This is a genomic window from Synechococcus sp. WH 7805 (genome assembly GCF_000153285.1).
Taxonomy (GTDB): domain Bacteria; phylum Cyanobacteriota; class Cyanobacteriia; order PCC-6307; family Cyanobiaceae; genus Synechococcus_C.
The window spans coordinates 2314200-2330821 of the sequence record NZ_CH724168.1; the positions used below are offsets into that span (position 1 = coordinate 2314200).

At 58.9% G+C, this 16622-nt stretch carries 21 protein-coding genes and 1 tRNA gene; 11 read left to right on the plus strand and 11 right to left on the minus strand.

The window, feature by feature from the left end; translation table 11 throughout:
- The 3 genes from groES to WH7805_RS11715 all read left to right on the plus strand — a co-directional run bounded on the left by groES (position 1) and on the right by WH7805_RS11715 (position 2444).
- Positions 1 to 312 (plus strand): co-chaperone GroES, encoded by a 312-nt coding sequence (gene groES / locus WH7805_RS11705; RefSeq protein WP_006043324.1) that lies wholly within the window; start codon positions 1 to 3, stop codon positions 310 to 312.
- 88 nt (positions 313 to 400) lie between these two features.
- Positions 401 to 2035 (plus strand): chaperonin GroEL, encoded by a 1635-nt coding sequence (groL, locus tag WH7805_RS11710; RefSeq protein WP_006043325.1) that lies wholly within the window; start codon positions 401 to 403, stop codon positions 2033 to 2035.
- Between the two features lie 133 nt (positions 2036 to 2168).
- Complete coding sequence (locus WH7805_RS11715) at positions 2169 to 2444, plus strand: hypothetical protein (protein ID WP_232199007.1); 276 nt, start codon at positions 2169 to 2171, stop codon at positions 2442 to 2444.
- Here the strand turns inward: WH7805_RS11715 and secG are convergent, their stop codons facing one another.
- Together secG and gpmI are read right to left on the minus strand one after the other, a co-directional pair.
- A complete protein-coding gene (gene secG / locus WH7805_RS11720; RefSeq protein WP_006043327.1) occupies positions 2445 to 2675 on the minus strand; it encodes a preprotein translocase subunit SecG in 231 nt (76 codons plus the stop codon).
- Positions 2676 to 2699: 24 nt separating this feature from the next.
- Complete coding sequence (gene gpmI / locus WH7805_RS11725; protein ID WP_006043328.1) at positions 2700 to 4331, minus strand: 2,3-bisphosphoglycerate-independent phosphoglycerate mutase; 1632 nt, start codon at positions 4329 to 4331, stop codon at positions 2700 to 2702.
- A 153-nt stretch (positions 4332 to 4484) separates the two neighbouring features.
- Between gpmI and pyrR the strand changes: the two genes are divergently transcribed.
- A complete protein-coding gene (pyrR, locus tag WH7805_RS11730; RefSeq protein WP_006043329.1) occupies positions 4485 to 5045 on the plus strand; it encodes a bifunctional pyr operon transcriptional regulator/uracil phosphoribosyltransferase PyrR in 561 nt (186 codons plus the stop codon).
- On the opposite strand, the gene WH7805_RS11735 is transcribed toward pyrR, so the two are convergent.
- From WH7805_RS11735 to WH7805_RS11745, 3 genes are all read right to left on the minus strand, one after another.
- Positions 5030 to 5251, minus strand: coding sequence for a ferredoxin-thioredoxin reductase variable chain (locus WH7805_RS11735; protein WP_006043330.1), 222 nt, complete (start codon positions 5249 to 5251; stop codon positions 5030 to 5032). The two genes, pyrR and WH7805_RS11735, sit on opposite strands and share 16 nt — an antisense overlap.
- Before the next feature lie 30 nt (positions 5252 to 5281).
- On the minus strand, positions 5282 to 6127 hold the full coding sequence (locus tag WH7805_RS11740; protein ID WP_006043331.1) for a hypothetical protein: 846 nt from the start codon (positions 6125 to 6127) through the stop codon (positions 5282 to 5284).
- A 105-nt stretch (positions 6128 to 6232) separates the two neighbouring features.
- The gene (locus WH7805_RS11745; protein ID WP_006043332.1) at positions 6233 to 7861 is read right to left on the minus strand and encodes an Hsp70 family protein; all 1629 of its coding nucleotides are present in this window, start codon (positions 7859 to 7861) and stop codon (positions 6233 to 6235) included.
- A gap of 39 nt (positions 7862 to 7900) precedes the next feature.
- Here WH7805_RS11745 and WH7805_RS11750 point away from each other — a divergent pair, with 39 nt between their 5' ends.
- The 4 genes from WH7805_RS11750 (at position 7901) to WH7805_RS11765 (ending at position 9404) form a co-directional block, all read left to right on the plus strand.
- Positions 7901 to 8185, plus strand: coding sequence for a hypothetical protein (locus WH7805_RS11750; protein WP_006043333.1), 285 nt, complete (start codon positions 7901 to 7903; stop codon positions 8183 to 8185).
- 25 nt (positions 8186 to 8210) lie between these two features.
- Positions 8211 to 8438 (plus strand): DNA-directed RNA polymerase subunit omega, encoded by a 228-nt coding sequence (locus WH7805_RS11755; RefSeq protein ID WP_006043334.1) that lies wholly within the window; start codon positions 8211 to 8213, stop codon positions 8436 to 8438.
- Entirely contained in the window at positions 8435 to 8824 is a 390-nt protein-coding gene (locus WH7805_RS11760) for a DUF1818 family protein (protein ID WP_006043335.1), read from the plus strand. Before WH7805_RS11755 ends, WH7805_RS11760 begins: the two co-directional genes overlap by 4 nt.
- A 298-nt stretch (positions 8825 to 9122) precedes the next feature.
- On the plus strand, positions 9123 to 9404 hold the full coding sequence (locus WH7805_RS11765; RefSeq protein WP_038004706.1) for a DUF2811 domain-containing protein: 282 nt from the start codon (positions 9123 to 9125) through the stop codon (positions 9402 to 9404).
- Here the strand turns inward: WH7805_RS11765 and WH7805_RS11770 are convergent.
- The 6 genes from WH7805_RS11770 to WH7805_RS11795 form a co-directional block, all read right to left on the minus strand.
- Positions 9356 to 10129 carry a hypothetical protein gene (locus WH7805_RS11770; protein WP_006043338.1) on the minus strand — a complete coding sequence of 258 codons (774 nt, stop codon included), beginning with the start codon at positions 10127 to 10129 and terminating at the stop codon, positions 9356 to 9358. The genes WH7805_RS11765 and WH7805_RS11770 overlap by 49 nt on opposite strands.
- Positions 10113 to 10559: an EVE domain-containing protein gene (locus WH7805_RS11775; protein ID WP_038005458.1), complete on the minus strand. Its 447-nt coding sequence runs from the start codon at positions 10557 to 10559 to the stop codon at positions 10113 to 10115. The genes WH7805_RS11770 and WH7805_RS11775 overlap by 17 nt, the downstream gene beginning before the upstream one ends.
- Positions 10560 to 10597: 38 nt before the next feature.
- Positions 10598 to 11986 (minus strand): UDP-N-acetylmuramoyl-L-alanine--D-glutamate ligase, encoded by a 1389-nt coding sequence (gene murD, locus WH7805_RS11780; RefSeq protein ID WP_006043340.1) that lies wholly within the window; start codon positions 11984 to 11986, stop codon positions 10598 to 10600.
- A 28-nt stretch (positions 11987 to 12014) separates the two neighbouring features.
- Positions 12015 to 12086, minus strand: a tRNA-Val gene (locus WH7805_RS11785).
- Between the two features lie 74 nt (positions 12087 to 12160).
- Positions 12161 to 12940: a photosystem II S4 domain protein gene (locus tag WH7805_RS11790; RefSeq protein ID WP_006043341.1), complete on the minus strand. Its 780-nt coding sequence runs from the start codon at positions 12938 to 12940 to the stop codon at positions 12161 to 12163.
- Positions 12937 to 13467: a hypothetical protein gene (locus tag WH7805_RS11795; RefSeq protein WP_006043342.1), complete on the minus strand. Its 531-nt coding sequence runs from the start codon at positions 13465 to 13467 to the stop codon at positions 12937 to 12939. Before WH7805_RS11795 ends, WH7805_RS11790 begins: the two co-directional genes overlap by 4 nt.
- A gap of 137 nt (positions 13468 to 13604) precedes the next feature.
- On the opposite strand from WH7805_RS11795, the gene serA reads away from it, so the two are divergent.
- From serA to WH7805_RS11810, 3 genes are all read left to right on the plus strand, one after another.
- Entirely contained in the window at positions 13605 to 15191 is a 1587-nt protein-coding gene (serA, locus tag WH7805_RS11800) for a phosphoglycerate dehydrogenase (RefSeq protein WP_006043343.1), read from the plus strand.
- A complete protein-coding gene (gene prmA / locus WH7805_RS11805; RefSeq protein WP_006043344.1) occupies positions 15191 to 16084 on the plus strand; it encodes a 50S ribosomal protein L11 methyltransferase in 894 nt (297 codons plus the stop codon). The genes serA and prmA overlap by 1 nt, the downstream gene beginning before the upstream one ends.
- A 141-nt stretch (positions 16085 to 16225) precedes the next feature.
- A complete protein-coding gene (locus WH7805_RS11810) occupies positions 16226 to 16525 on the plus strand; it encodes a ferredoxin (protein WP_006043345.1) in 300 nt (99 codons plus the stop codon).
- The last annotated feature ends 97 nt before the right edge of the window (positions 16526 to 16622 follow it).

The following is a 16622-nucleotide window of genomic DNA, read 5'->3' on the forward strand; positions in this document are numbered from 1 at the left end:
ATGGCAGCTGTTTCTCTCAGCGTCTCCACCGTCAAGCCTCTCGGCGATCGTGTGTTCGTCAAGGTCTCCGAATCAGAGGAGAAGACCGCTGGTGGCATCCTTCTCCCTGACACCGCCAAGGAAAAGCCCCAAGTGGGTGAGGTGGTTCAGGTTGGCCCCGGCAAACCCAACGATGACGGCTCCCGTCAAGCTCCTGAAGTCGGCGTCGGCGACAAAGTTCTCTACAGCAAGTACGCCGGAACCGACATCAAACTCGGCAGTGACGAGTATGTGCTCCTGTCCGAGAAGGACATCCTGGCTGTCGTCAACTGAGACAGCGCCGAATGGAATCGCCTTCAGCCCTTGAAGCTGCGATCCAGACAAGCTGATCATCACTCCAACTCTTTAAACATCGCCTCCCATGGCTAAGCGCATCATCTACAACGAGAACGCACGCCGCGCTCTCGAGAAAGGCATCGACATCCTGGCTGAATCCGTTGCCGTCACCCTCGGCCCTAAAGGTCGCAACGTGGTGTTGGAAAAGAAGTTCGGCGCCCCTCAGATCATCAATGACGGTGTCACCATCGCCAAAGAGATCGAGCTCGAGGATCACATCGAGAACACAGGTGTTGCTCTGATCCGTCAGGCCGCCTCCAAAACGAACGACGCTGCCGGTGACGGCACCACCACCGCCACTGTCCTGGCCCACGCCATGGTGAAGGCCGGTTTGCGCAATGTGGCTGCTGGCGCTAATGCCATCACGCTGAAGAAAGGCATCGATAAGGCCTCCGATTTCCTCGTGGCCGAGATCAAAAACAAGGCCAACCCGATCAGCGACAGCAACGCCATCGCTCAGGTGGGCACCATCTCCGCTGGTAACGATGAGGAAGTGGGTCGGATGATCGCCGACGCCATGGACAAGGTCGGTAAGGAAGGCGTGATCTCCCTGGAGGAGGGCAAGTCGATGACCACCGAACTGGAGGTCACCGAGGGCATGCGTTTCGACAAGGGTTATATCTCTCCCTACTTCGCCACCGACACCGAGCGCATGGAAGCGGTGCTGGATGAGCCCTACATCCTGCTCACCGATAAGAAGATCGGCCTGGTGCAGGATCTTGTTCCGGTGCTGGAACAGATTGCCCGCACTGGCAAGCCTCTGCTGATCATTGCTGAGGACATCGAGAAGGAAGCTCTGGCCACCCTGGTGGTGAACCGTCTTCGTGGTGTGCTGAACGTGGCTGCCGTGAAGGCTCCTGGCTTCGGTGACCGCCGTAAGGCCATGCTCGAAGACATGGCTGTGTTGACCAACGGTCAGCTGATTACTGAGGACGCCGGCCTCAAGCTCGAGAACGCCAAGATCGAGATGCTGGGCACTGCCCGCCGCGTGACGATCAACAAGGACACCACCACGATCGTTGCTGAGGGCAATGAAGTGGCCGTGAAGGCCCGCTGCGAGCAGATCAAGAAGCAGATGGACGAAACCGAGTCCACCTATGACAAGGAGAAGCTGCAGGAGCGTCTGGCCAAGCTGGCTGGCGGTGTCGCCGTGGTGAAGGTGGGTGCAGCCACCGAAACTGAGATGAAGGACAAGAAGCTTCGTCTCGAAGACGCCATCAATGCCACCAAGGCTGCGGTTGAGGAGGGCATCGTTCCTGGTGGCGGTACCACCCTGGCTCATCTGGCTCCCGCCCTTGAGCAGTGGGCCTCGTCCACGCTCAGCGGTGAAGAACTGATCGGTGCCAACATCGTGGCTGCGGCTCTGACCGCCCCACTGATGCGCATCGCTGAGAATGCCGGTGTCAACGGTGCTGTCGTTGCCGAGAACGTGAAGGCCAAGTCCTTCAACGAGGGCTACAACGCTGCCAATGGCGAATATGTCGACATGCTTGCTGCAGGCATCGTTGATCCTGCCAAGGTGACACGTTCCGGTCTGCAGAACGCGGCATCAATCGCTGGAATGGTGCTCACTACCGAATGCATCGTGGCGGATCTTCCCGAGAAGAAGGAAGCAGCACCTGCCGGCGGCGGCATGGGTGGTGGCGACTTCGACTACTGATCAGCACGAATCAGTTCATCGAGCGCGATCGATTCTGTTCAACCTCAAGACCCCTGCTTCAGCGGGGGTCTTTTTGTGTGTAGCTGCGAGCTTTGATACCAGAGAGTTGTTGGCTTGTGATGAACCTCCGTCGTTGATTGCGCGAATTCACAGAGTTCTTCTTCCGAAAAATGGCAATACCCTCAACTCTTTTGTGCGGGGAGGGGACTGGCACAACCTAGTGATTCTTTATGACGGGGGAGACATCGCGATCGGAATCATTCTCGATGTCTTGCTCAACTGCCTGATTGTTGGTTGGGCACTGTTCATCATCATCAAAGTGAACAACCCGACACAGCGCACCATTGAGAGTGGAGTGAACATGATCAGAGAGTCGGTGAACCCGATGCAGGTCATCGACGGGGATTGATCATTTCAACCAGCCAGCGCTGAGGATGATGGCCAACGTGAGAAAGACTGCCAGCGTGGTCCAAGTGATGCGGTTGAGCGTTGCCTCTGCGCTGCTTGAGCTCGTGAATGTGGAGCTGCCACTGGCCGCCAGACCTCCCATGCCATCACCCTTGGGGCTGTGAAGAAGAACAAAAAGAATGAGCAGCAGCCCACTGCTGATCCAGATCCAGGAAAGAACGGTTGTAATCATGGTTTGATCCTATGGCTGCTCGGGTCAGACGGGTTGGGGCAATCTTGCCGTTGAAGGAGCTGCCGCATCAATGGCTTCGATCAAGCTGTGACCTGTCATGGCATCCGGTTTTTCGAGGCCTAGCAGCTGAAGCAATGTTGGGGCTATGTCTGCCAGGCCCCCTTCGTTGCGTAAACGCAGGGAATTGCCCATGCCGACCATCTTGCGCTTCTCACCTTCAACGAGAATGACTGGGACAGGGTTTGTGGTGTGTGCTGTCCAGGCTTGTCCGTCATCACCGCGCATGCATTCAGCATTGCCATGATCGGCGGTGATCATTAACGTGCCTCCTGCTCGACCCACCGCATCAAGCAGGCGGCCAATGCAGTGGTCCACGGTCTCGATCGCCTTGGTGGCAGCCTCCATGACTCCTGTGTGCCCCACCATGTCGGGATTGGCATAGTTGATGACCACCAGGGAATAGACACCCTTTTCGATCGCGGCAATGCAACTGTCTGTGAGTGTTTCCGCTGCCATGGCTGGAGCCTGGTCGTAGGTGGCGACACGCGGAGATGGAACCAGATGGCGGTCTTCACCTTCGAGGGGCTGCTCGATGCCGCCATTCATGAAGTAAGTCACATGGGGATATTTCTCGGTCTCTGCCGTGCGGTACTGCTTGAGCCCGTCGGCAGCAACCACCTGGCCGAGAAGGTCGTCGAGGGATTCTGGAGGGAAGGCGACCTTCACCGGTAGCCCGCTTTCGTACTGGGTAAAGGTGACGACATCTAGCTTTGGATGGTGTGGACGAGAAAAGCCCTCAAAGTCTTCAAGGGTGAGGCTCTGAATGATCTGACGGGCGCGGTCGGGCCGGAAATTGAACATCAGTAGCGAATCCCCCTCCTGGACATGGCAAGCGCTTAGTCGCGTCGGCTCGAGGAACTCATCGGTAGTTCCAGCGGCGTAACTTGCCTCAAGCACAGCGGTGGGGGATTCCGTGCTGACAGGAAATTCCGGGTCGGTCAGCAGGCTATGGGCGCGTGAGGTTCTCTCCCAGCGTTGGTCGCGGTCCATGGCCCAGTAACGACCACAAAGACTGACAATCTCACCGATTCCGCTTGCCTGCATGGCTTCTTCAATCGCGTGGATATAACGCGGTGCGCTCTGTCTAGGAGTGTCCCGTCCATCCGTGATTGCATGAATAGCCACGGTCTGAATACCTTCTGCTGCAGCCCAGCGCAGAAGGCCGCAGAGGTGATCAACGTGGCTATGGACGCCTCCATCGGAACAGAGCCCGAACAAGTGAAGGGTTCGACCGGACTCACGCAAGCGCTCAGCCAGAGATCTGAGTGCTGGCACTGCTGGAAGTTGATTGGTGCGAACCGTATCTCCGATGCGCACGAGTTCCTGACGGATGATTCGCCCCGCACCGATGGTCAAGTGGCCGACCTCGGAATTTCCCATTTGCCCGTCAGGCAGTCCCACGTGGGAGCCGCTGGCCTGGATCAACGTGTTCGGGTATGCATGCTTCAGTGCATCCATCACAGGAGTTTCTGCGGATCGGATGGCGTTGAAGTCGCTGCCGTCACAATCTCCCCAACCATCCAGGATCGCCAGGACCACAGGGGCAACAGACAACCTCTGTTTGTGATGTCCAGCCAGGCGATCAACAGCGTTCACTCAGCGATACTCCCTTCTTAAGAACATCTCCAGAATCACAAGCTACCTCTAGATCCTCCCCGAGGTGAACCGTACCCAGCGGAAAGGTCAGCTTTCTCGGACTCTGCGCTGTGAAAACTGCATAAAATCGACTCTCTTAGAGGGGCTTAAGCCATGGGGTTGGGCACTCAGGGCGAACGAATCGAGATTCTCTCTTCCGATGAACTGAGGAGAACGTTGATGCGCCTCGCCTCTCAAGTGCTTGAGAGCGTTGGAGGGCTTGATGATCTTGTCCTTCTTGGGATCCCCACCCGTGGAGTGCAGCTGGCCTCGGTCTTAGCGCGTTCGCTGGAAGAGCAGGTCGGCCGCCCAGTGGCAAGGGGAACCCTGGATCCCACTTTTCACAGGGACGATCTGGAGCGGGTCGCTATGCGACCGATGACAGGCACAGACCTTCCCGTGAGTGTTGAGGGGCGTGAGGTGGTGCTCGTTGATGACGTGATTTTTACCGGTCGCACGGTGAGGGCTGCCCTTGAAGCCATTCAGGCCTGGGGACGGCCCCGCAGAGTTCTGCTGTTGGTGCTGGTGGATCGCGGGCATCGAGAACTGCCCATCCAGCCTGATTTCTGCGGGCGAATGGTTCAAACGCGTCGCAGTGAAACGATCGAACTGCGTCTGCTCGACGTGGATGGTGAAGAGGGGGTTTTCCTGCGCAGATCTCAGGACGCAACCTGAAGTTCGTCACTGCGGAAATGGGCCTTGTAGCGACCGAAGGCCACGATCACAGGAAGGGTCGGGCTGATCGGGCGCCCTTTCCATTCCGTCAGCACGGTCACCACCTCTCCCTCACTGCCCTGGAGATCGAAGGATGTGCCCCGATGTTCCGGATGGTTGTAGACCACCACTGATGAGGCGACGACGACCTTGTCACCAGGCTGCATGAAGTCACGAATCCAATGGGGCGAATTGTCTCACGGCCCCTTCGCTTTGCAGAGGCTTTCAGGCCCTTCCTCCACGAGGACACCGCCTAGATCTGAACACCCTGCAACGAAAGCGCTCCAGGGATCCATGCCCTCGCCAATGCGTTGTTCAACGGCAGCGTTCAAACGCTCCGTGTCCACGGTGTGATCTGGCAGATCACCGTGACTGGTATGACTTTGCTGATCGCGAAGATCTTTGATAGCAGTCTCTATCTGACGTCGGAGCGGCAGGGCATGGCGCTGCCACCAGGGATGGTCCAGTTGATTCAGCGCACTCAAGGCTTCCCACCATTGCCGCCGCCGCACACGCTCCTGCAGTCGCTCGTGATCGATGCGATTGCGATTCCAGGTCTCTTTCAAGCTGTCGCTGAGTTGGGCCCCAGTCCGTTGCCCCCTGGCCTCCAAAATTGACAGGGTGGCTAATGCCTTGTCGAGGTCTCCGGCACGGAACTGGGACAAAGCCTTGTCACGCACCTCACGGCGCCAATCCTGAAGCTGCTTGCGATCGGCAGCTTGCTGGGCTTTGGTGCCGACTGTTGAATTCACAAGTTGCGCTTGAAGTTCCAGTGCCTTGCTTGTGTCTCCGGCGTTCCACATGATCTGTGCCTGGCGCCGTCTGCAGACAGCCTGTTCCAATGGGGCCTCATTTCCTAACCAGCGCAACGCAGCCAATTGTTCTCCGTAGCGCAGGCAAGCTTCCAGGTCGCCAGCTTTGGCAGCGTCCCTGAGACGTTGCGGAAGTTGTCGCTCCCACCAATACGCAGTGCCACAGAGAATGGCCACACAACCCAGCGTGGCGATTAGCCAGAAGCGGGGTAGGGGGCGTCTGAGCGCCAAGGAACAATCATTTTTGAGTCAACCCATCTTGTCGCATTGGCGCAGAAGTCCAAGGTTGATCGAGTTCAGATGGGAGCCAGTGCTTCGATCTTCGCCCTTTTCGTATCACCGAATGGTTCCAAGGTTGATCGAGTTCAGATGGGAGCCAGTGCGTAAATCTTCACCCTCCATGATCAGATCGGCATGCTCATCGATGCGAAAGCGCAGTTTCAGGCAATCCTCTCCAGGCTGAGCCGGAGGGTTGAGCATGAGCTTGTAGTGAGGTGACGGGCATGCTCTGACCTCTGCTGCTCCAGGGTTGCGTTCGACAACCTGGGGAAGTCCATCGATCAGTCTCACTTCATGGCGCGTGTCCAGCTGAGGCTCTCCGAGCACGAACTCGATGGTGGTTTGATCGACAGCACTGGCACTCAACACCAGCTCAAAGGGTTGGCTGGATGGCCAGGGCTGGCCTGCCATAAAGAGCGGATGCCAGTGATGTCGGTTGCTGCGCCGGTCCCAGCAGCGCAATGAGATGCCCCTTTGCAGAAGATCGAGGATCTGCACGCCTGGTGTGAGGCTTAGGGCTCCGCTGGCAACAGCTTCCATCGGAGGAGGCGTGCGAAGTGGGATTGGGCTCATAACGGCGGTGAGCCATGTCCTTAGCTGAGGAAGATGTGCACCTCCACCCACCACCACAACAGCGTGAAGGTCGCTGCGGCGACAGCCGTGAACCTCGGCAGCGCGCAGGGTCCGTTGAAGAAGATCCTCCAGGAGTTCAAACAGTCCGCGTTCCTTCAACAGTTCACTCAACCGCCTGCGGTTCATCCGCAGGGGCGTGGGGGTCGCCAGCTCTGGACTGCTGGCTAGTTCCGTCAGCTCTTCGTCGTCGTTGATCTCGGTGCTTGAAAGCCGGCATTTGAGCCGTTCTGCCGCATCGAGAAGCGCGGTTAAACCATTCCCACTGGATGGGAGGCCTTGCGGCTGGAGCGCGTCAAGGATCCATCGGTCGAGATCTCTCCCTCCCAGATTGATACCAGCTTTGCCGAGAACACGTGCCTGGCGGAGGGTCTGGCGGCTTTCTCTGAGGTTTCGGCTCCGGAATCGCAGAAGCTGCGCCAGGGGGGCGGCGCGACCTTCGCCTCCTTCCAGAGCCACCAGCGACAGATCGAGCGTGCCACCACCAAGGTCAACAACGAGCATTTTCGCTCCAGCGGGTAACCCAGCACCGAGGGCTGCCGCCGTCGGTTCATCCACCAGTGCGATTTCAGGAATCCGCAGCGGAGCACAGGCATCCAACAGCCACTGCCGGTAAGGCGCGTCGGTCTCGACCGGTGCGGTGAGCACGAGGCGCTCGATGGTCAGATCCTGGGGAATACGCTTGCAAATTTCTTGAAGCAGGCGAGCCCCCGCCTGATCAGGACTAAGCCGCTGGCGCCATTCTGGCGGAGCCGGTTGGCCAATTAAGCGCTTGAAGTCCCGGTGAAGCTGGGGGGCATCGCGGTGGCCGAGACCACTTTCAATCACTTGGCGCCCCACGAGAGCACCGGTGGATTCGCGATCTTCAAGCCAGAGCATGGAAGGGACTGCCCCTGATTCGCGGCTGATCGGCGCGAGGTCGAGCAGTTGGATGTGAGGGCTATCGCAGGCTTGAAATGCCACCACGGTGGTGGTGTTCCCCAGATCGATCGCCAGGGTTCCGCGTTGGGAAAGATAAAGGTTTTGTTCGCCAGCGAGGGGTTTCGCCATCCCCATGGGCAGGTTGGAAGAACGACGAGGCTACGGGGATTAGTAATGGATCGGTTGCGTCGACTGGTGTTCTCCTTTTATCGGGAAGATCCAGAGATTGAGGCAGAGCTGGAACCCCTGCGGGACTGTCGTATGTCCCGTAGCTGGGGCACCATCCGCGTGGAGTGTGTTGACGCCGGTCATCTCGAAGAGGTGAGTGCATTGCTCAGTCATCTGCGTCGTCCGCTTGTGGCCATGGGACTCGGGCGTCAGATCGTGCTGCGTGTGCCGGGCAGACCTCAGCGCTGCTACCCGATGCATATTCCATTTCACAGCGACATGTTCACTTAGAATTGGCGATTAACAGGGAAAGGGCATGCTCACGGCAGGTGTTGACCATCAGGATCTCGCCAAGAGAGGAGAAAGCCTGATCCGTCAGTCCAGCAACCGCTACCTGACCACGGTTCGCATTGCGTTTCGTGCCAAGCAGCGTCGTTTTGACGATTTCGATGGGTTGCTCGAAGAATCCAGCGTGAAGCCTGTACAGCGGGCCATCGTTGAGCTCAGTGATGAGCAGGATCAGCCCGATCTCCTTCCGGGATGATTCAACAGGAGGGTTCTGGCTGGAGGCTGGCCAGGGATCCTCAGCGCTGTCCCTTCAGCGTTTTGATTGGTGGTGATACCTGGGCAGTAGAGCTCACTGAAGATGAGGCCGGCGCGTTGGCCTCTCTGATTTCAGACCTTGTCGACAACCATGCTGCGCTGCAGGGACAGCTGATGGCGGAGGAGGAGATCACGCTCGAGCTTGATCGCAATCCCTGGTGGGGGTGTCTTGAGGGGGATTGCCATGCATGGTCGTTGCGGTTGATTCTCAGCTCTGCCAACTCCGAGAGTCGGGGGGTGGAGGTCTTCTGGCCAGCTCCTGCGGCAGCTGCGGCGGCTGCGACTCTGAGATCCCTGTGGGACATCCCCATTGATCAGCTGAGCTGATCAATGGGGATTCCACTGATTTCCCCGAGGCTTTCCCACCGTCTCTCAGGGGTTTTCCACAGGAGGATCCGAGAAAATGGCGTTGTGGTCTTGACTTGTGGAAAACACCTGAGAATTTGTTCTTTCGGGTTGACGATGAGCGTTGTTGGTTCGCCGTGTCTCGATCGTGGGAATCGCTGGCTGGGAAAGCACTCTGTTGCTCAAGTCTCATCAAGAGAGCTGCTGAGATTCGTTAAAACGCGATGCCTTGACAGGGTGTCGTTCATGTGGAGAACTAGTGTCATTCGAATGGAATTGGATGCAGGTAATCGACAACGTTGCGACCACTGTTGACAGCCCGGTTGCTGTGTCGACTGTTTCAGTTGAATCCAGTGTTGTGAGTTTTCAGACGGAGCTGCCCCAACCGCTGCAGCAGGCCATGGTTGGGTTTATTGAGCGTTGTCCCAACTGGGATCAGTACCGCCTTGTCCAGGCTGCAATCGCCGGTTTTTTGATTCAGAACGGTGTCGAGTCCCGCGAGATCACCCGCCTTTATGTGGGAAGCATGTTTCGGCGTGAATCCCTGTCCCAAGGGGTCTGAGTCCGGCAGCTTGCCATCAGGAGCAGGGCTGAGAGCGGAATGCTCAGCAGAAGTCCCAGGCAGGCGCCCATCAGGCCAATCAGGTTGACGCCTAGAAGAAGCCCCAGCAGGGCAAGAACCTTGATGCGGTTGGCTTGAACAATTTTCCGGCTGTGCTCCATCGCCGCTAGTGGTCGATGCCCGTGATGCACCAGCAAAGGAAGGGCCAGGATCTGGCTGAGGGCCCAGGCCGCCAGCGCTAGGAGTCCGAAGACCAGAACCGCTGTGGATAGAACTCCGCTGTGGGACGCAATGAGTCTGCTGAGGAGGCGGGTCACATTCAAGCCACCAATGAGTACGACCCCCTCGAGCAGTACGAGCGCTGTGGTTTGGCGCAATAGCCAGCGGAGAGATCGCCTCTCGCCGGGACTCGCCTCCGCTTCGGATCCAGCACCCGTCGGCAGAAGCTGATCGGCCAGTCGCAGCAGCGACACCAGCGGGCCGAGGGATGCAGGGATGGTCAGTAGTAGCAAAGCATTACCCGTCATTTCGAGACCTTTGCTCCCGCTCTCCTGAAGATCCTGAGCCAGGACGCCAAGACCGGTCAGGACGATCAGGGCGAGTGCGGTGAGCCCGACGCATTGCCAAGGGGCTTTCCCGAACCCGATCCAGGCTCTCGGAATGATGGTGGTTAGCGGCAAGCGCTCCAAGCTGGACGCCTGACGAGGATCACTGGAGAGGGCCAAGTCGCTTCAGCAGATCGTGAGCGATGGGCTCGTCGACAGGGAGGATCGACAGCCGATTGCCACGCTTCACCACGGCAAGTTCTTCGGGTTGGTAAGCCTGGCGTAGCTCATCGAGGCTTAAAAGGCGTTGAAAACGGCCTATGTAGGCGAGGCGGACGCAGTCCCAGCGGGGCTTTTCCCGTGTTGAGGCTGGATCGTGATATTTGGAGGAAGGATCGAACTGGGTGGGATCAATAAGACCCGTTTCGGTGACCTCCATCAGGCCAATGATTCCAGGGGGTTTGCAGTTCGAGTGATAAAAAAAAGCCTGATCACCGATAGCCATCGTGCGCATGAAATTGCGGGCCTGGTAATTGCGAATTCCATCCCAAAGGGTGGAGTGCTCCTGTTGGAGATGGTCAATCCCGTACACATCGGGCTCACTTTTCATCAACCAGTAGGCCACGTTTTTTGAAAGTTTTCAGCAGCCTAGAGATCTTTCACTGCATTGATTAACTGCCGGAAATGATCGCCTCTAGCCTCGAAGTTCGGGTATTGGTCGAAACTCGCACAAGCCGGTGACAGCAGCACGCTGTTGGCCTGGCAGTTCCTGGCAAGGCTCAGAGCCTGCGACACCGCAGAGTCCAGGTCGGCGCAATGAATCATTGGACCTGCGAAGCCAGAGGTCTCGATCAGATCGGCGAGCTCCCCGGCTCCTTCTCCAAACAGCACCACGCCTGCGACCTGGGACTGGATGAGTTTCAACCATGGGACTGCATCGCCCTTCTTCGTCTGACCACCTGCCAGGAGAACCACAGGCGCCTGCACTGATCGCAAACCCACTGCTGCGGCGTCGTAATTCGTGGCCTTGCTGTCGTTGAACACGGGAATGCCGCCAACGGATCCCAGAGGTTCGAGCCTGTGCGGTACTCCAGTGAAGCAGCGCAGTGCCGCCTCGATGGTCGAGGCGGAAACCCCCGCTGCCAGAGCAGCAGCAGTCACCAACAGCATGTTCTGACGGTTGTGCTCGCCGGGGAGGGGCAAGGAATCGGCAGGAAAAAGATGTTGCTCGCCACGGCTGACCCAGCCCTGCGCGTTCACGGTGAGCTGGGGGTTTCCCCCCTCTGGGCTGTGATCTCCGCAGGACACCCAGCGAATGCAGGACCGCGACCAGTGGCCGCAGTGTTGGCGGATGTCAGCGTCATCTGCATTCAAGACGGGGATCTCTGAACGTTCCAGGAGCCCTCGCTTGATGGCTCGGTAAGCCTCGATGGTTCCGTGCCGTTCGAGGTGATCAGGAGTGAGGGTTGTCCAGATTCCGATGCGCGGAGATACCTCCGCAGCAGCTTCGATCTGGTAGCTGCTCATCTCCATCACCACCCAGTCGGGCTTGGGCCTGGTTCCTTGCAGGACTTCGAGCGCCAGTTCGGCTGCTGAATACCCCACGTTGCCGGCCATGGGCGCTTCCAGTCCGGCATGGGCCAGTACGTGCTGGAGAAGATGGGTCACCGTGGTTTTGCCGTTGGTTCCGGTGATGCCAATCCAGGGGATGCCACGGAGGGCATCCCAGGCCACAGACATCTCACCTCGGACCCGGAAGCCATGGGCACGAAGGGCATGGAGGGTGTGGTGATCCCAGGCAATTCCAGGACTGATCACCACCTCCCCGGCACTGTCGAGCCAGGGGGTGAAGCTGTCGAGCTCCAGAGGGCATCCCAGTTGGATGGTGATGTTCTGTTGGCGCAGGGCATGGGCTTTGTCTCGCAACGCTGGTTCATCACCGCGTTCGAGCACGACGACGTCGTACCCCTGAGCCTGCAGCAGCCGAGCCGCACCTGATCCGGAACGCCCCAGGCCCACGACCACCGACCGTGACATAAGGAAACTCCTCTCCCGCCAAGGGAAATGGGCGATACTGGAATCGAACCAGTGACTCCTACCGTGTCAAGGTAGTGCTCTACCTCTGAGCTAATCGCCCGGATTGTCACCCTTCAGAGAATCTGCGGTGATCGGTTGGATCGAAGTCCACCGGGTGAAAAAGAAGTTAGCAGCTCATCGGCGCATCATTTCGACTCTCCATCGCTCTCGCTTAGTCAGCGTCAGGCTCAGCACCTCCACGCTTCCTCTGTCTTGAAGTTGCAGTTGATCGCCCACCTTGAGGTCTCGACTGGCCTGACGGATCGCCCCCCAATTCAGCCTGAGACGTCCTTCCTTGATCTCGCGCGTCACTTTGGAACGGGAGAGTCCGAAGCCCGCTGAGGCGATGGCATCTAGACGGCATGACGCCTCCACACTGCGAAGGAGCCGCGGGGTTCGTCTGGCTGGCCACTGCAGGGCTTCGAGAGGAACCGTTTCCAGCAGAAGCGGCACATCGCGGACCTGTCCGGTCAATCCGTTGAGATGTTCCCCGGCTTCTGGTGTACAGATGGCTTGCGCTCCCCGGTCACCCCGTAGCCAGAGATCACCGATGGCATCAGCGCTCACATCAAGACGCATCAGCGCTTGGCGCATGTCATCGGGTTCAGCGCGGTCAAAGAGAAAGTTGCCTTCCAGGCGGAGACCACATAGCGGGGCTGATTCCGAGTTCGTCTCCTGGTCGCGGCGGCTCAGCTGAAGTCGGCAGCGCTCGGCACCTTCCCGTCCTCCATCGCGCACCATCCGTAGCTCTGAGAGGGCTTCGAGCTTTCCTGCATCCTCCAGTTCAGGGCCACTGAGAAATGGACTCCAACTCGGTTGCCAGGTGCGCAGCACCTCTTCAGCCTGATCGAGCAGCCGAGCCATCACTGGTCGATGGTCGGAGACAGCGAGGAGCGCATCTCTTGGAAGCGTCATAACTCGCTGAGTCGCACGACCTGCTGCGGGCGGACCTTCTGGACGAGAGTCCAGGGAAGCTCAACGCCTGGCCTGGTCTCGAGCAGGAGTAGCCACGAATTCTCTTTGTGACGGTTGCGCAGAATCCGCACCCCGTCCTCATTGTCAGATGGAACGCTTGCCGCAGCGGCATAGCTGCCCATCAGACCGGATCCAAGACCAAGCAGTCCACCAATTACCACTTCGCCAATCGTTCCGAAGCGGGCAAAGGTGTCCAGCGTTGTGATCTGGGTAAACGTCGCTCCTGCCAGGAAACCAAAGGGCATCAGCCAGCGCGACATGGAACGCTGACGCCGGTTTCTGGCCAGGCTCGGATTCAAAAGGTCGACGTCGTCCATGCGCTCAGCTGTGAGGCCTCCGGACGAGGTGGGTTCAGCGTCAGGGGCCACCAGGGCCACCCGCAGCAGATGGGTGCCTGCATCCCGCAATGACGTCACCAGGCTTTCAGCGGCGTCACGTTCATTGAGCACCAGGACACAGACGGGCATGGACGGACTCGGTGCGCCGACTCATTCTCCATGGTTCGAGGCCGAATCAGGAGTCTGCGACGCAGGGTGATCGGCAAGGCCCCATGGGGCGATCGGATCAATCTCTAGAGTGGATAGCGGCTTTTTCACGCCGCTGGATGACCAAAGTTCTCGTTTCAGACCCCATTGATCAGGCGGGGATCGACATCCTCGGGCAGGTGGCTCAGGTGGATCAGCGAACGGGCCTGTCGGCCGAGGAGCTGAAGGCCGTGATCGGTGAATACGACGCCCTGATGATCCGCTCTGGCACACAGGTGACTGCGGATGTGATCGCTGCTGCTGATCGTCTGCGCATTATCGGCCGGGCTGGCGTGGGTGTTGACAACGTGGATGTTCCCGCTGCGACCCAGCGCGGCGTGCTTGTTGTTAACTCACCCGAAGGCAACACAATCGCGGCGGCTGAGCATGCCCTCGCGCTGCTTCTGTCACTGTCGCGCCATGTGCCCCAGGCCCATGGCTCCATGCGCTCTGGTGCCTGGGACCGCAAGAAGTACGTGGGAAATGAGCTTTACAAGAAGGTCCTCGGCGTTGTCGGTCTTGGAAAGATTGGCTCCCATGTGGCTCGGGTCGCCAAGGCGATGGGAATGGAGGTGATCGCCTTCGATCCCTTCATTTCTGCCGATCGCGCCCAGCAGATGCAGGTGCGACTCACCACGCTCGAGGATCTGTTCCGTCAGGCCGACTACATCACGCTGCATATCCCCCGCACGCCGGATACCGAAAACCTCGTCAATGCCGAGCTGCTCCGCTCGATGAAGTCCACGTCCCGCATCGTGAACTGCGCCAGAGGCGGAATTGTGGATGAGGCGGCTTTGGCCGAAGCGATCGAGAACGGAGTCATCGCCGGAGCAGGACTGGATGTGTATGCCTCAGAGCCGCTGGCAGAGGATTCTCCGTTGAGGACCGTGGAACGCGGATTGGTCCTGACTCCTCACCTCGGCGCTTCCACTGAGGAAGCCCAGGAAAATGTGGCGACGGATGTGGCAGAGCAGATTCGTGATGTGCTGCTCGGTCTTCCGGCGCGCAGCGCTGTGAATATCCCCGGGCTTAGCGCGGAGATCATGGAGCGGCTCAAGCCCCATCTCCAGCTCGCTGAGACGCTTGGACTGCTAGTGAGTCAGCTCAGTGGCGGGCAGGTTCAAGAGCTTGAGGTGAGGCTTCAGGGTGAATTTGCGCTCCATCCCTCACAGCCTCTGGTGGTGGCAGCGCTGAAGGGTCTGCTGACCAGTGCTCTCGGCGATCGCATCAACTACGTGAATGCCTCTCTGGAGGCCAAAGGGCGCGGCATTCACGTGCTGGAGGTCAAGGATGACGCCAGCCGCGATTTCGCCGGTGGTTCGCTCCAGCTGTCCACCCGAGGCGGTCAGGGAGGGCACAGCGTGACCGGGGCTGTGTTCGCGGATGGTGAGCTGCGGGTGACCAACATTGATGAGTTCCCTGTGAACGTGCCCCCAAGCCGTCACATGTTGTTTACCCGCCACCGAGATATGCCTGGGATCATCGGGCACCTGGGTTCATTGCTGGGTGAGCACAACGTGAACATTGCGTCCATGCAAGTGGGGCGTCGGATCGTGCGCGGTGATGCCGTGATGGTTCTGAGCATCGACGATCCAATTCCGCCCGCCTTGCTGGCCACGATCCACGGCATCAATGGGATCCAGGAAGCTCACCCCGTCACGCTGTGATGTGGTGGCGCCTGTCTCTGCCCCTGCAACCAGAGCTGGAGGAATCTCTCCTCTGGAAGCTCACGGCTATGGGACTGCACCGGGTGGCGGTTCAGCATGCCCCTGAGGCTCCTGATCAACGCACGCTTCTGGCCTGGCTTCCTGCCCACGAATGGCCTGAAGATCAGCGTCTTCAACTGATCGGAAGTCTCTCTCCGATGGCTGAAACGTTCGGCCTTCAGCTCGCTGTTCCGCAATGGGACGAGCTGGCTGATGAAGACTGGAGCCGCAGCTGGAAGCAGCACTGGCAGCCGGATCCTGTGGGGAACGAGCTCCTCATCCTTCCGGCCTGGCTCAGCGTTCCCAAGGAGCATGCTCAGCGTCTCGTGTTGAAGATGGATCCAGGGAGTGCCTTCGGTACTGGAAGCCACCCAACAACACGCTTGTGCTTGGAAGCTCTTGAAGCCGCTCCTCCACAGGGGCTGCGGGTGGCTGACCTCGGCTGCGGCAGCGGTGTGCTCGGTCTTGCCGCCCTCGGCCTGGGAGCCCATGAGGTGATCGCAGTCGACACCGACTCTCTGGCCGTACGCGCCACCTCCGATAACGCTGCTCTCAACGGTCTTGCTTCCGAAGCACTGAGCGTCCGTCAGGGGTCTCTGGAAACTTTGGAGACTCTGCTTGATGGCAGGCCTGCTGATCTTCTGCTCTGCAACATCCTGGCGCCGGTGATCGAGGCCTTGGCGCCAGGCTTTCAATCCATCCTCAACGCAAATGGGCGTGGACTCCTCAGTGGTCTTCTTGTGGAGCAGGCTCCGCGCCTGACAGAGGTGCTCGAGGTGCTGGGCTGGTCTGTGCAGGCCCTGGGCAGCCAGGGTCGCTGGGGACTCCTGGAGATTCGCCGGCAAGCCCCATAAGCAGGGCTTATGTAAGCACCGGCTTTGATTGGCCTTGCTCCCAATGCTCGGTTGAAGTGTGTGGGGGGAGGCCTGTCCGATGTAGAAGGGTGCGGTCCTGCGAGTCCGATTGATTCGGGTCTCTGCACACTTCATCCATCCATGGCTTCTTACAAGGTCACTCTGGTCAGCGAGAGCGAAGGTCTCAACAAGACCATCGAGGTTCCCGACGATCAGTACATCCTCGATGCCGCTGAAGAGCAGGGCATCGACCTGCCCTACTCCTGCCGCGCCGGCGCCTGCTCCACCTGTGCTGGCAAAATCACTGCTGGCACCGTTGATCAGTCGGATCAGAGCTTCCTGGACGACGACCAGATCGAAGCTGGTTTCGTTCTGACCTGCGTGGCTTACCCCACCTCTGATTGCACCATCAAGACCCACGCAGAAGAAGAGCTCTATTGAGCCTCTCCGCAATCATCAGCTCTCTCTAACCAGAGAGTCATTCGCCACCCCCCAGGGGTGGCTTTTTGTTGGCAGGGTGGTGCGTGTCTGGCCGATC